At 67.2% G+C, this 13746-nt stretch carries 14 protein-coding genes; 3 read left to right on the forward strand and 11 right to left on the reverse strand.

The window, feature by feature from the left end; all coding sequences use genetic code 11:
- Positions 1-3 precede the first annotated feature (3 nt).
- The 3 genes from FURADRAFT_RS16365 to FURADRAFT_RS16375 all read right to left on the reverse strand — a co-directional run bounded on the left by FURADRAFT_RS16365 (position 4) and on the right by FURADRAFT_RS16375 (position 1617).
- Entirely contained in the window at positions 4-312 is a 309-nt protein-coding gene (locus FURADRAFT_RS16365; protein WP_008955277.1) for a DUF1272 domain-containing protein, read from the reverse strand.
- Positions 313-354: 42 nt separating this feature from the next.
- A complete protein-coding gene (locus tag FURADRAFT_RS16370; protein WP_008955278.1) occupies positions 355-906 on the reverse strand; it encodes an isochorismatase family protein in 552 nt (183 codons plus the stop codon).
- A gap of 99 nt (positions 907-1005) precedes the next feature.
- Positions 1006-1617 (reverse strand): LysE family translocator, encoded by a 612-nt coding sequence (locus tag FURADRAFT_RS16375; RefSeq protein WP_008955279.1) that lies wholly within the window; start codon positions 1615-1617, stop codon positions 1006-1008.
- A 164-nt stretch (positions 1618-1781) separates the two neighbouring features.
- Here FURADRAFT_RS16375 and FURADRAFT_RS16380 point away from each other — a divergent pair, with 164 nt between their 5' ends.
- A complete protein-coding gene (locus FURADRAFT_RS16380; RefSeq protein WP_008955280.1) occupies positions 1782-3227 on the forward strand; it encodes an aminotransferase-like domain-containing protein in 1446 nt (481 codons plus the stop codon).
- An 8-nt stretch (positions 3228-3235) separates the two neighbouring features.
- On the opposite strand, the gene FURADRAFT_RS16385 is transcribed toward FURADRAFT_RS16380, so the two are convergent.
- On the reverse strand, positions 3236-4267 hold the full coding sequence (locus FURADRAFT_RS16385; RefSeq protein WP_008955281.1) for a hypothetical protein: 1032 nt from the start codon (positions 4265-4267) through the stop codon (positions 3236-3238).
- A gap of 125 nt (positions 4268-4392) precedes the next feature.
- Positions 4393-5553 carry a benzoate/H(+) symporter BenE family transporter gene (locus FURADRAFT_RS16390; RefSeq protein ID WP_008955282.1) on the reverse strand — a complete coding sequence of 387 codons (1161 nt, stop codon included), beginning with the start codon at positions 5551-5553 and terminating at the stop codon, positions 4393-4395.
- A 165-nt stretch (positions 5554-5718) separates the two neighbouring features.
- Here FURADRAFT_RS16390 and FURADRAFT_RS16395 point away from each other — a divergent pair, with 165 nt between their 5' ends.
- Positions 5719-6111, forward strand: coding sequence for a DUF4399 domain-containing protein (locus FURADRAFT_RS16395; RefSeq protein WP_008955283.1), 393 nt, complete (start codon positions 5719-5721; stop codon positions 6109-6111).
- A 438-nt stretch (positions 6112-6549) separates the two neighbouring features.
- Here FURADRAFT_RS16395 and FURADRAFT_RS16400 read toward each other — a convergent pair whose 3' ends face one another.
- The 5 genes from FURADRAFT_RS16400 to FURADRAFT_RS16420 all read right to left on the reverse strand — a co-directional run bounded on the left by FURADRAFT_RS16400 (position 6550) and on the right by FURADRAFT_RS16420 (position 11170).
- Positions 6550-7104 carry a YIP1 family protein gene (locus tag FURADRAFT_RS16400; RefSeq protein ID WP_236261615.1) on the reverse strand — a complete coding sequence of 185 codons (555 nt, stop codon included), beginning with the start codon at positions 7102-7104 and terminating at the stop codon, positions 6550-6552.
- A gap of 103 nt (positions 7105-7207) precedes the next feature.
- The gene (gene bfr, locus FURADRAFT_RS16405) at positions 7208-7672 is read right to left on the reverse strand and encodes a bacterioferritin (protein ID WP_008955285.1); all 465 of its coding nucleotides are present in this window, start codon (positions 7670-7672) and stop codon (positions 7208-7210) included.
- Positions 7673-7866: 194 nt separating this feature from the next.
- A complete protein-coding gene (locus tag FURADRAFT_RS16410) occupies positions 7867-8727 on the reverse strand; it encodes a hypothetical protein (protein WP_008955286.1) in 861 nt (286 codons plus the stop codon).
- Between the two features lie 318 nt (positions 8728-9045).
- Positions 9046-10443 (reverse strand): glutamate--tRNA ligase, encoded by a 1398-nt coding sequence (gene gltX / locus FURADRAFT_RS16415; RefSeq protein WP_040653126.1) that lies wholly within the window; start codon positions 10441-10443, stop codon positions 9046-9048.
- Positions 10444-10540: 97 nt separating this feature from the next.
- Complete coding sequence (locus FURADRAFT_RS16420) at positions 10541-11170, reverse strand: LysE family translocator (protein ID WP_008955288.1); 630 nt, start codon at positions 11168-11170, stop codon at positions 10541-10543.
- A gap of 169 nt (positions 11171-11339) precedes the next feature.
- Here FURADRAFT_RS16420 and FURADRAFT_RS16425 point away from each other — a divergent pair, with 169 nt between their 5' ends.
- Entirely contained in the window at positions 11340-12773 is a 1434-nt protein-coding gene (locus FURADRAFT_RS16425) for an aminotransferase-like domain-containing protein (protein ID WP_008955289.1), read from the forward strand.
- 51 nt (positions 12774-12824) lie between these two features.
- Here the strand turns inward: FURADRAFT_RS16425 and FURADRAFT_RS16430 are convergent, their stop codons facing one another.
- Positions 12825-13742, reverse strand: coding sequence for a L,D-transpeptidase (locus FURADRAFT_RS16430; protein ID WP_008955290.1), 918 nt, complete (start codon positions 13740-13742; stop codon positions 12825-12827).
- Positions 13743-13746 lie beyond the last annotated feature (4 nt).

The following is a 13746-nucleotide window of genomic DNA, read 5'->3' on the forward strand; positions in this document are numbered from 1 at the left end:
CCTCTAGCGCTGCTCGGGTGGCAACGCACCGAGCGACGCGACGAAGGCCGCGTGGGCCGCGACGTCGACCGGACGGAAAACCCCCCGTTCGCCCGCGGGGTAGTTGCCGAGGTGGTTGCCACGCCCCCAGTCCCGTGCCGGGCGGATCGGCCGGGGCGCGAAGCCGCCGCCGCAGTTCGGGCAGACATTGCCCAGCACCTCGTCGACGCAGCGGGCGCAGAAGGTACATTCGAAGCTGCAGATGCGCGCTTCCGGCGAGTCGGGCGGCAGCGCGGTGTTGCAGTGTTCACAGCTCGGTCTGAGTTCCAGCATGGTGTTGGCTCCGTATCTTGGCTCCGTATCGGGGGATCGGGCTCACAGCGCCGCCAGCGCGTCCTCGACGCTGGCGATGCGGGCGAAACGGCCGGCGAGCACCAGCTCGGTCTTGTCGCGGATCTCGGCGGGGCTGTAGCGGCGGCCGCTGACCGGGTGCGTCATGGCGAAGGTCAGGGTGGCGTCGGTGACGAAATCCACCTGGTAGCCGAGATCGGAGGCGACGCGGGTGGTGGTCTCGCAGCACTGTTCGGTGCGGATGCCACTGATTACCAGCCGGGTGATGCCGCGCTCGTCCAGCCACTCCTTCAGGCCGGAGCCGATGAGGGCGTTGTGCACGTGCTTGACGAAGGTGGCGGCCGGTACGTGGCTCAGCCAGTCGAGCGGCGTGACCAGGCCGGAGGCGGCGGAGAACGGGCCGTCGCCGTCTTCGTGCAGGATGTTGACCACCGGCACGCCGCGCGCCTCGGCCCCGGCGATCAAGGCCTGCAGGTGGTGGCGGAACGCCGGCAGCTCGGCCTCGTCCCAGTACGGGCGGTGCAGGAAGGATTGCTGGACGTCGATCACCAGCAGGGCGGTCTTCGGCTTGCTCATGGGTTTGGGCTCCTGTAGGAAACAGCCCTCAGCATAGCCATCATCTGGCCTTGCCACGAGGCCGCCGGCGGACAACACCCTGCCAAAAACGGACATCGTTCACAGCAGGCCGGCGTGGCGGATTTCGTCGCCCAGCAGCCACAGCGCGGTGCCGGCCATCAGCACGGCCATGACCGTGTTGAACAGCCGGCGCGCCCGCTCGCCGTCCAGCCAGCGGCGCAGCCGGTCGCCGGTCCAGGCCCACACCCCGATGCAGGGCAGGTTCACCAGCGCGCAGGCCAGGCTCAACAGCGCCGCCGCCCACAACACCTGACCGGCCTGCGGTGCGAACAGGATGGAGGTGTTGATCACCATGACCCAGGCCTTGGGATTGAGCCACTGGAACAGCGCGGCGCCCAGGAAGCCCAGCGGCCGGGCCTCGCTATCGGCCTCGGGACGGCCGGCGCGCAGGATGCACCAGGACAGCCACAGCAGGTAGAGGCAGCCGGCCACGCCGAGCGGCAGGCGCAACGAACCCAGGCCGTTCAGCACGTAGGCCAGCAAGGCGGCGGTGATAAACAGCTGCAGCGCCACGCCCAGGCTAATACCGAGCATGTGCGGCACGGTGCGGCGAAAGCCGAAATTGACGCCGGAGGCGGCCAGCATCAGGTTGTTGGGGCCGGGGGTGATCGACATCACGGCGAAATAGGTCAGCAAGGGCAGTTCGAGCATGGCGGCGCTCCTTCATGAGTGGGTCTGTCCACCATGCTAATGAGTCGCCGTGCCTTGATACAGTCGCAACAATGGCAAATTGTCATGGTGACAGTTTGTTCTTCCATCACTCTGTCACCTTCGCCTATCATGGGCTCTGTCACCGTCCAAGACCCTGCCCCGCCATGGAAACGCTCGCTTCGGCCAACCTCACCCTGTATCAGCAACTGGCGGAAGACCTGTCGCTGGCGATCAGCCGCGGCACGCTGCCGCCCGGCTCGCGCCTGCCGTCGGTGCGGCGCACCGCCGAGAGCCGCCGTCTCAGCCTCAACACCGTGGTGGCGGCCTACCGCGTGCTGGAGGACCGCGGCCTGATCGAGGCGCGGCCGCAATCGGGCTACTACGTGCGCTCGCGCCTGCCGCTGCCGGCGCGCCGCGCCGCGCAGGCCGCCGGTCCGGCGCGCGGCACCGACGGCGCGGTGCTGGACCTGATCGGCGCCTCGCTCAAGGCGCAGCAGACCCCCGGCTACATCGACATGGCGCTGGCCTGCCCGCACGGCGGCGAGTTTTACCCCGGCGCCAAGCTGGCGCGGCTGATGGGCCAGCTGTTGCGCAAGAACCCCGGCCTGGTCAGCACCTACGCGCTGCCGCCGGGATCTGAGCGGCTGCGCACCCAGATCGCCCGGCGCGGGCTGGAGCTGGGCATGGCGCTGCAGCCGGACGACATCGTCCTCACCCACGGCTGCATGGAGGCGCTGCAACTGGCGCTGCGCGCCATCACGCGCCACGGCGACACCGTCGGTATCGAATCCCCCACCTACTTCAACCTGCTGCCGCTGTTCGCCAGCTTGGGACTCAAGGCGGTGGAGATTCCCACCGACCCGCAACAGGGGCTGTCGCTGGACGCGCTGGAACGACTGCTGGCCGAGGGCCGCCTCAACGCCGTGATCGCCATGCCCAACGTGCACAACCCGCTGGGCTCGACCATGCCGCTGGAGAACAAGAAACGGCTGGCGGCGCTGGCGAACCAGTACCGCGTGCCGCTGATCGAGGACGCGCTGTACGCCGAGTTGCAGTTTGCCGACTCGCTGCAGCCGGCGGTCAAGGCCTTCGACCGCGACGGCTGGGTGATCGTGTGCGCCAGCTACACCAAGACGCTGGCGCCGGACTTCCGCGTCGGCTGGCTGGAAGGCGGCCGCTTCACCGAGGCCATCCGCAAGCTGAAGTTCGCCACCTCGATCGCCGAGCCGCTGGTATTGAGCGAGACGCTGGGGCTGTTCCTGGAGTCGGGCGGCTACGACCATCACCTGCGCGCGCTCAAACGCCGCTACGCCGTGCACGTCGACAAGGTGCGCGCGCTGATCGCCGACCACTTCCCCGCCGGCACCCGCGCCACCCGCCCCTCCGGCGGCTTCCTGCTGTGGGTGGAATTGCCCGAACCGTGCGACACGGTGGCGTTGTTCCACGCCGCCATCGCCGAGCGCATCAGCATCTCGCCCGGCCCGCTGTACTCGCCCAGCGGGCGCTACCGCAATGCGCTGCGCCTGTCGTGCTGCCAGCCGCTGGACGAGCGCTTCCTGGCGGCGCTGGTGCGGCTGGGCGAGCTGGCGCGACAGCAGGCCGGCGGCTAGGACGCGCCTCAGCCGCGCCGCTCGATCAGCTCGCGCAAGGGCCGCGGCAGGGGCTGGCGCAGCCACTGGCTGATCGCCGCCTCGTGGCGCTGCCAGACGATGCCGAGCGCCACCACGCCCAGGCCGAGCAGGGTCAGCGCGAACGGAAACAGCAGGCTGTCCTTGAACACGTCGTAGGCCAGGTGGCCGAGGTAGCCCGCCGTGCCCAGCGCGCCGTACACCACGAACACCCGGCGCGACAGCACCGCGCCCACCACGATCATCCCCAGGTTGACGCACAGGTAGAAGAACTTGCCCAGCTCGCTGTCCGAACGCAGCAGCGACAGGCCACACCAGAACGCCATCACGCCGAACAGGTAGAGCCAGAAGGCGAAGTCCCAGTCGCGGCGGCTGCGGATATCCACCCACAGCGCCAGCAGCACCACGGCCAGGCCGAACCACAGCGACACCAGCTTGCGCAATTCCCAGCCCACGTCCGGGTCGCCGGCCAGGAACGGCGTCAGGTCCATGCTCATGTACCACAGCGTGACGGCGACGGGCATCACCAGGAAGGGCAGACGGTAGCGCCACAGGGCAACGGCGCCGGCGGCGAGCGTGGCCAATTCCATCATGAGCCAGCGCCCGTCGATGAACACGTGGTAGTCACGGTAAGTGAACGGTCCGGCCCACCAGCCCAGCAGCTGCTGCAGGCCGTACACGGCGAGCGGCGTGAGCACCACCACGAAGGTGGCGGTGATGCCGGCCGGAATTGGCAGCCGCCGGCGCAGCAGCCACTCGGTGAGCGCGATGCCGGCCACGGCGTACACCAGGCAGATCAGCAGCAAGCCGCCGCCGCCGAAGCGCTCCCAGCCCAGGGTCATGAACAGGCTCATGGCGCCGATCGCGATCAGCCCGCCCAGGTAGTAGAGGATATGGACGAAACGGAAGCTCGGCGTGTCGTGGCCGCTCTCCGCCAGGAACTGCCACAGCCCCTCCGCCTGCTCGGCGCTGATCACGCCGCACTTCACCGCCTGGTCCAAGCGCTCACGATCCAATTCCATGCCCACCCCTCCGTTCGGCCGCCGGCCCGCACGGCCGGTCTTGCAAGCACTATAGCCAAGCCGGCGCAGTGCGCTCCTTAAGCGCCCTCTTCGGCCAACGTTGGCCGAAGCACGCAACCCGGCCGTCAGCCGCGCCGCGCGTTCAGCACCAGCAAGGCCAGCGTGCCGCCCACCAGCCCCCAGAACGCCGAGCCGACGCCGAACAGCGTTACCCCGGAAGCGGTAATCAGAAAGGTGATCAACGCCGGTTCGCGCTCGGCGTCGTCCCTCATCGCCGTGGTCAGGCCGCCGGCGATGGTGCCGAACAGCGCCAGCCCGGCGATGGCCAGCACCAGCTCCTTGGGAAAGGCCGCGAACAGCGCGCCGACGGTGGCGCCGAACACGCCGAGCAGCAGGTAGATGCCGCCGGCCGCCACGCTGGCGAGGTAGCGCCGCGCCGGGTCCTCGTGCGCCTCGCGGCTCATGCACAAGGCGGCGGTGATCGCCGCCAAATTGACGGCAAAGCAGCCGAACGGCGCCAGCACCAGGTTGACCAGCCCGGTGCCGGTCATCAGCACCGAGATCGGCGGACGATAGCCGGCAGAGTGCAGCACCGCCACGCCCGGCACGTTCTGCGAGGCCATGGTCACCACAAACAGCGGCAGCCCCACGCCGAGCAGCACGCCGGGCGAGAACACCGGCGTGGTCCACAGCGGCGTCGCCAGCTCCAAGGCCAGGCCGCCCAGATGCAGGCCGCCCTGCCCCGCCGCGATCAGTCCGCCCAGCAACAGCACCAGTACCACCGCGTAGCGCGGCAGCAGACGCTTGAGGAACAGGTAGGCGACGAACATCGGCAGCACCAGCGCCAGGTTGGCCTGCATCGCGCCGAACACGTTCATGCCGAACTTCACCAGGATGCCCGCCAGCATCGCCGCCGCCATCGGCAGCGGGATGCGGCTGATGGCGCGCTCGAACAGCCCGGTGACGCCGGACAGCGTGATCAGCCCGGCTGAAAACACGAAGGCGCCGATCGCCTCCGGCAGGCTCACCCCGGACAGGCTGGTGATCAACAGCGCCGCGCCCGGCGTCGACCACGCCGTCACCACCGGCACCTTGTAGCGCAGCGACAGGCCGATGCAGGTCAGCCCCATCGCCAGCCCCAGCGCCATCAGCCACGAGCTGATTTCAGCGGGGTTGGCGCCGGCGCTGCGGGCAGCCTCGAACACGATGGCGGCGGAGCTGGTATACCCCACCAGCACGGTCACGAAACCGGCGGTGAGCGCGGGAAGGTCTTGGCGGGTCAGCATGGTGGCATCAGAAGCAGGAAAAACGCCCAGCCTGCCGTGCCGGCGTCATGTTGTCCAGCCCGAACAGGCACTCCGCGCGGAGGGTAGCCAGAACGGCCAACGTTGCCTCAACCAGCATCCTGGCATACAACGAAACGTTACCCACCCTCCGTAACGGACCCCACCATGAAGAAAATCCTGTTGGCCCTGAGCCTGTCCCTCGCCGCCGCCACGGCGCTGGCCGCGGAACGCGTCTACTTCGTCGAACCGGCCGATGGCGCTGCCGTGAAGAGCCCGTTCAAGGTGCGCTTCGGCGTCGAAGGCATGGCGATTGCCCCCGCCGGCGACATGAAACCCGGCACCGGCCATCACCACCTGATCATCGACGGCAGCCCCGTGCCCCTGAACGAAGTGGTCGCCACCGACGACAGCCACCGCCATTTCGGCAAGGGCCAGACCGAAACCGAGCTGACGCTGCCACCAGGCGAGCACACCCTGACGCTGCAGTTCGCCAACGGCGCGCATCAATCGTTCGGCCCGGCGATGAGCAGCAGCATCAAGGTACGGGTTGTCCCCTGAGAACCTGCTCACGCTCTTTTTACGCGCTGCGCGGGGCCGGCACATGGCCAGATACGAGGCGGACGAGGCGGCTTTGGCATTCCAAGACCAAGTCGACCGACGACGCCGATGGCCGTTTGCCGGCCCCGCCCCCGCAGCGGGAGCCCCCTCCGCCCTCCTCTCGCCCCGTCGGCATTGCCCACGCGCCCGCTTCGGCCAACGTTGGCCGAAGACACCTCCAGGTGGCATGCGCCAACGGCCGGCTTAACCGACACCGCCGGGACAGGACACAACGAGGCCGCACCGGCCAAAGAAATGGCGGAAGACCCCTGCCGGGCCTTCCGCCTTGCGCTTCCTGCCGTGACATTGTTCCGAGACCCCAGTCCTCCCATGACAAAAGGCCAGGGACGTCCCGACGTCCCTGGCCCTTGATCGGTTGCCGCCCGGAACGCTAGCGCGTCACAGCAGCGGCACCACCAGAATCGCCACTACCAGCGCCCAGATCAGCGCCCCGAACGAAAAGATGGTGTAGGCGCGCGATACCGTGGTCACCGACTCGTCATGCTGGAACCAGCCATCCAGGCCGTGATAAATCAGTCCACCGGAGGCCAGCAGGGCCAGCAGGGCGACCACCACGTTGAGTGCCGGCGACGGCACGAACAGCGACAGCGACGACAGCCAGATGGGGATCGGCGCATACGCCGCCAGGCGGAAGCCGTCGCGGTACTCGAGCGGGTGGTCCCGGCTTTCCACCGACTGGATCAGCCAGCCCATGGCAAACACGCAGCCCCACTCCACCACCAGGAACACCAGCGAAATCCACACCCAGTTCATCAGCGTGGTATCCGGGGCGTATACCGCGCGGTGCCAGGTGGCGGCGTAGAGGATCATCGCCACCGGCAGCAGCGACAACGGCAGCACTACCTTGAAAAAGGTTGCCATCACGGAAGGGTGTTGCCTGGCCAACTCCGGCCAGCCCTCATGCGACGACCAGATCATTTTGGGAGCATTCATCAGGTTCACGGCATTCCCTCCGGGTGACAAAAAACTGCACGCATTACTTTAAAGCTAATGCAGCAGGTCACAAATTCAAGGTCGACTCCGGGAATGCCGCGCCCTAGGTCTGCGACTGCAGATAGTTGGGCAGGCCGATCAGCTTGATCAGCCCCAGCTGCTGCTCCAGCCAATGGGCATGATCCTCCTCGGTATCGTCCAGCTGGGCCTCCAGCAACTCGCGGCTGACGTAGTCGCCCTCCTGTTCGCACACGGCAATCGCCGCACGCAGCAAGGCCACCGTGTCGTACTCCAGCTTGAGGTCGTTGGCCAGCATGCTCTCGACGTCCTTGCCGATGTTGAGCTTGCCGGGGCTCATCGCCGGGGTGCCTTCGAGAAACAGGATACGGTTGATCAGCCCGGCCGCGTGCCCGGTCTCCTCTTCCATTTCGTGGTTCAGCCGCTCAAACAGCTTGCCGAACCCCCAGTCGTGGTACATGCGCGAGTGGATGAAATACTGGTCGCGCGCCGTGAGTTCACCGGCCAGCTGCTTGTTGAGCGCCGCGATAACGGCCTTGTTGCCTTTCATGGTCGGTCTCCTGAGGTGAGGGAATTCCACCTGCCGCAAGGCGCACCGGCACCCGCGCTCCGAGCGGAGGCAATCCCGTTACTGAAAACGGCACGCAGCGGGCGACGGCAGCAGGCGGCTCGCACGCAACTGCCGCCCAAGGAGTCGGCACGCCGCAGCCCTCTCCCGGAGCGGCGGAAATTCAGCATGCAGGTCTAGTCATGATGCTCAAAACGGTGGTCACAGCTCGGACACTTGGCCGCGGCTTCCACCGTCCAGAACACGTGGGTCACCGTCTTTGACCCGTCCGTGTTGTAGCGCTCGTACAGCGAGCTGCGGCCGTTCACCGACTGGCGCACCAAGGCCCCCCAGCTGCGCGGGTCGTCGGTGATATCGACCCCCGCCGAGGCCGCCGTGGTCGCGGCAACGGTAGTCGTGCTGTCGAGGTGAGCATAGACGATGTTCAACTCTTCGAAGTCATGGGCATTGGGGTGCGTGCTCAGCGTGCTGCCGGCGTTGCTGCCGGTGTTGGAGAAGTAGTCCATGCAGGTGTTCAGCGAGCTGCCGTCGGTGGACTGGTGGTCGAGACCGAAGGTATGCGCTGTCTCCTGGCAGATCACGTGCAGCTTCTCGTTGGGATTGTTGTAGGTCGCCAGGTTGAAGTACGAGTCGTTCATCTTCGCGGTGCCCTGGGTGATGTGGGTGCCGCCGGTGATGTTGATCGAGGCCAGCCCGAGCCAGCCGTTGTAGCCGTACTTGCCGTTGCACACCTGGGTGGTGCCGCTGACCATCGAGCACCGTTTCGTCGACTGTCCGGCAACGACGGCGGTGAGCAGCGGGGTCGAACTCGCCCCGAAACTGGTCGGGCTGTTCCAGTCGCTGGACGCCTGATGGAGATAACTCACCCAGTCCGCCGCGGTCAGGTTGTTGCCAAGCGACAAGGTGAACTGGGCGCTCGTGCGCGCCCAGTGGTAGCCGCCCCAGGAATGGGTCGCCATGGCGGCCCCCGGCAGCGCCGCCAATGCCGACCCCATGGCCAGCCACAACAGTGAACGTCGATACGTCGCGTCGAACATGGTGCTCCCCCCGATGGTTTCAGCGACAGCGGCCGGCCCCGTTACCGGGGCGCCGGGCTGGCGCGCATTCTTCCCGGCAAGCCGCCCCGCCGCCGTCGCGGCGATCTCGGCTCTCCATGTTCAATAGTTATAGTGGGGTGCCTGCAAAATCCAAACTGCAAGTGCATGCCGTGACACGATGCGGCCGTTTCTCTCTTCCTGGCACGAGACAGGGCCGCCGCGTGCGCACTCCGAAATGAAAAACCCCCGCCCTCCTCTCGGAGCGGCGGGGGGCATCGTCATTCGCCTTCGGCCAACCTTGGCCGAGGCGTCAACGCATCAGGCCTGAGCCTGGCCCATGCGGCGCAGCACTTCGTCCTTGCCGATCAGCGCCAGCACGGCGTCGACCGACGGCGTCTGCGTGGTGCCGCACACCAGCACGCGCAGCGGCATGCCGAGCTGGCCCATCTTGATGCCTTCGGCGGTGCAGAACGGCTTGAACAGGTGGTGGATCGCCTCGGCGTTCCATTCGGTCAGCGCGGCGAGTTGCTCGGCGAAGCGCGCCATGCGCGCCTTGCTGTCGTCGGCCAGGTGCTTTTCGACGTCGGCGGCGGCCGGCTCGCGCGTCTTGTAGAAGTAATCGCACTCGGCGGCCAGCGCGTTGAGATCCTGCACCCGCTCCTTGACCAGCGCAATGACGTCGCTCAGGCACGGGCCGCTGGACGGATCGATGCCGGCCTCGGCCAGTTTCGGGGCGATCAGTTGCGCCAGGCGCAGGTTGTCAGCGGCCTTGATATGCTGGGCGTTGAGCCACAGAAATTTCTCGTTGTTGAAGCGGCTGGCCGAGGGGCTGACGTCCTTCAGGTCGAACCATTCGACAAACTGTTCCAAGGAGAAGAACTCGTCGTCGCCATGGCCCCAGCCGAGGCGCGCCAGGTAGTTGAGCAGCGCTTCCGGCAGGATGCCTTTGGCGGCGTAGTCGACCACGCTCACCGCGTCGCGGCGCTTCGACATCTTCTGGCCGTCCTCGTTGAGGATCATCGGCAGATGGCCGTACACCGGCAGCGGCGCGTTAAGCGCCTGCAAGATGTTGATCTGGCGCGGGGTGTTGTTGACGTGATCGTCGCCGCGGATGACGTGGGTGATGTTCATGTCCCAGTCGTCCACCACCACGCAGAAGTTGTAGGTCGGGCTGCCGTCCGGGCGGGCGATGATCAGGTCGTCCAGTTCCTCGTTCTGGAATTCGATGCGGCCCTTGACCGCGTCGTCCCACGCCACGCTGCCGGTGAGCGGGGTCTTGAAACGCACCACCGGCGGCACCCCCTCCGGCGGTGCCGGCAGGGTCTTGCCTTGTTCCGGGCGCCAGCGGCGGTCGTAGCGCGGCTTTTCCCCCTTGGCTTCCTGCTCGGCGCGCAGGGCGTCCAGCTCATCCTTGCTGCAGTAGCAGTAATAGGCATGGCCGGAAGCCAGCAATTGCTGGATCACCTCTTTGTAGCGGTCGAAGCGCTGGGTCTGGTAGAACGGGCCTTCGTCGTAGTCGAGACCGACCCAGTGCATGCCGTCCAGGATGGCCTTCACCGATTCCGGCGTGGAACGTTCGAGATCGGTGTCTTCGATGCGCAGCACGAAGGTGCCTTGGTTCTTGCGGGCGTAGGCCCAGGAAAACAGTGCGGTGCGCACGCCGCCGATATGCAGGAAGCCGGTCGGGCTGGGGGCGAAACGGGTACGGATCATGATGGCCAGGGTCTGACGAAAAGACGAAAGCGCTATTGTACGCTGCCCGCAAAAAAGCCCGCAAACGCGGGCTCGATGATAGCGGCAGGCTCTGGCCCCCTCACACGAACGGCACGCCGTCCAGCACCCCCGCCGGCAGCTTGTCCGCCACCAGCCACAGCGCCATCCCGGCCAACAGGCCCGCCATGATCCAGTTGAACGCCGCCAGCCGGCGCGGCGAGCGCAGGAAGCGCGCCAGCGCCACCCCGCCCCAGGCCCACACCCCAATGCACGGCAGCGCCACCATGAAGGCCACCACGGCGAACAGGCCGCCCGCCTGCCACAGCGGCATGCCGGAAGGCAGGAACAGCAGCGCCAGGTTGACGCCCATCAGCCAGACGTTGGGATTGAGCCAGTTGAACAGCACCCCGCCGGCAAAACCCATCGGTCGCGCCGTGTCGCCGGCTTCACCGGGCTGGCCGGCACGCGTCATCTGCCACGCCAGCCACAGCAGGTAGCTGCAGCCGGCCAGTGCCAGCCACAGTTGCAGGTCGGTCATCAGTTCCTTGATATGGCCCAGCGCCACCGCCAGGATGGCGATCTGGCAGGCCAGCCCCAGCGCCATGCCGAGCAGCGCCGGCAGGGTGCGGCTGAAGCCGAAGCGCACACCGGACGAAGCCAGCACCAGGTTGTTGGGACCGGGGGTGATGGTCATCACCATCAGGTAAAGCGTCAGCGGGACGAAGTTCATGCGGGTTCCAGCAAAAAACAGGGGGTTTCGATGGAGACATGGTAGCGAGCCTGCCATTACAATAACAGATTCAAAAAAAACGCATTGCAACCATAACAGTTTGGACAATTCCAAACTGTTATGGTCGAGTCAGCCGCCAACTGTACCGCTTGACGTCAACGGAGCCCCCATGAATCACGAGCCGCTCTACCAGCAACTGGTCAACGAATGGATCACGCTGATCCAGAACGGCGTGATGCGCCCGGGCGAGCGCCTGCCCTCGGTGCGCCAGGCCTGCGCCATGCACAAGGTCAGCCCGTCCACCATCCTCGCCGCCTACCGCGCGCTGGAAGACCGTGGCGTGATCGAGGCGCGGCCGCAGTCGGGCTTCTACGTCAAGTCTTCGGCCAACCTGCCGCTACCGCGCATGCGCCGCCAGAGCACGGCGCTGCCGACCAGCGACGACGTGCTCGACCACATCGAGGCCTTCATGGCGGCGCAGACCGGCGAAGACTTCATCGATCTGTCGCTGGCCAGCCCGCGCGGCAGCGACTTCTACCCCACCGGCCGCGTCAAGCAGATCCTCAACCAGCTGATCCGCCAGCAGCCCGAGCTCGCCACCGACTACCCCTTCCCGCCCGGCTCGGCACGCCTCAGACGCCAGATCGCCCAGCGTGTGGTGAGCTGGGGCTGCGTGCTGGCGGCCGAGGATATCGTCATCACCAACGGCTGCTCCGAGGCGCTGTCGCTGGCGCTGCGCGCGGTGTGCAAGCCGGGCGACACCGTCGGTCTCGAGTCGCCCACCTACTTCGCGCTGGTTCCGCTGCTGAAGAGCCTGGGCTTGTCGGCGATCGAGATCCCCACCCACCCCACCACCGGGCTGTCGCTCGACGCGCTGGAGCTGCTGCTGTCGGAACAGCGCCTCAACGCCATCGTCGCCATGCCCACGGTGCACAACCCGCTCGGCTGCAGCATGCCGCTGGAGGCCAAGAAGCGCCTGGCCCAGCTCGTCAACCAGTACCGCGTGCCGCTGATCGAGGACACCCCGCACGCCGAGCTGTTCTACGGCCAGGCGGTGCCGGACGCGGTCAAGGCCTACGACCGCGACGGCTGGGTTCTGCTGTGCTCGAGCTACAGCAAGACGCTGGTGCCGGGCTTTCGCATTGGCTGGATCGCGCCGGGGCGCTACCTGAAGGAAGTCACGCGGCTCAAGGTGGCCAGCACGCTGGGCCAGCCGCGGCTGCTGGAAGAGACGGTGGCGGAATACCTGGAAAGCGGCGGCTACGACCACCACCTGCGCGGGCTGCGCCGCCATTTCATGAGCCAGATGGAGCGGCTGCGTGGCATGGTGGCCAGCCACTTCCCGGCCGGTACGCGCGCCACCTCGCCCTCGGGCGGCTGCCTGTTGTGGGTGGAACTGCCCTCCGCCACCGACACCCAGCAGCTGTTCCGCGCCGCGCTGGCCGAGCGCATCACCGTGGCGCCGGGCACCATCTACTCGGCCAAGGGGCGCTACCGCCACTGCCTGCGGCTCTCCTGCTGCTACCCGTGGAGCGACGCCTTCGAGCGCGCGCTGGTGCGCGTCGGCGAGCTGGCCGGCCAGAGCCGCAACACGACGGCATGAAAAAAGCCGCGGCCCGACGGGCAGCGGCTTGTTGGCGAAGAACGCCGGCGCTCACACCTTGGCGGGCTTTTTCGCCGGGCGCGGCTCCAGTTTGTTGACCGTCTCCGGCAGCGCCTCCGGCGCGGCGGGAGCCGTTTCGGCCGGCGCCAGCTCCGGCGCCTTGCTGCCGCCACTGAGCCAGCGCAGGGCCGACAGCTCGCCGCTGATGCGAGCCTTGTCGGCCGACTTGCAGCTCAGGCACACCGGCTTGCCGTTGCGCTCCCTGAGCGCCACGTCCACGCGCTTGCCGTGCACCGCCACCTGGCGGCTGGACTGCCACGCCAGCAGCACCTGGGCCAGCTGCTTGAACGACGGATCGTCGTACTTGTACGGATTCTTCAGCGCGGTCAGCCACAGCTCGCCGGCGGCATCCTCATTCAACAACACGGTCTGGTAGGCCACCGTCACCGCCGCTCCCGGCGACACGGTGCTGGCCAGCTCGTCGATGTCCTCGTTCTTGAGCCGCACGCAACCGTGGCTGCGGAAGCCCGGCACGCTGGTCGGAACGTTGGTGCCGTGCATGCCGAGCCCCAGCCGCGGGTCGCCAAAGCGCACGAAGGCGTTGCCGAGCGGATTGTCCGGCCCCGGCGGCACCGAGGTCAGCACCGGCTTGCCCTGCTGCTTCATTTCCTCCTGGATCGACTTCGGCACGTACCAGATCGGCTTGGGATAAATGCCGGTCACGGCGTAGGTGCCGGTCGGCGTCTGGGTCAGCATCTTGCCCACCGCCACCGGGTAGGATTTGAGCAGCGTACCGTCGCGATACACGAACAGCCGGGTCTGCGGCAGGTTGATCACCACGTGCAAGCCGCTGCCGTTGATCAGCACATCCGGCGCCGGCACCTGGGCCCGCGCCAACGCCGCGGCCACCAGCATTGCCGCCGCGACAACCCGCTTACTCCTTGCACCCACCATACCCATTCGTTCCATCAAT

It is taken from the genome of Pseudogulbenkiania ferrooxidans 2002, from assembly GCF_000174355.1.
In the GTDB taxonomy this organism is placed as follows: domain Bacteria; phylum Pseudomonadota; class Gammaproteobacteria; order Burkholderiales; family Chromobacteriaceae; genus Pseudogulbenkiania; species Pseudogulbenkiania ferrooxidans.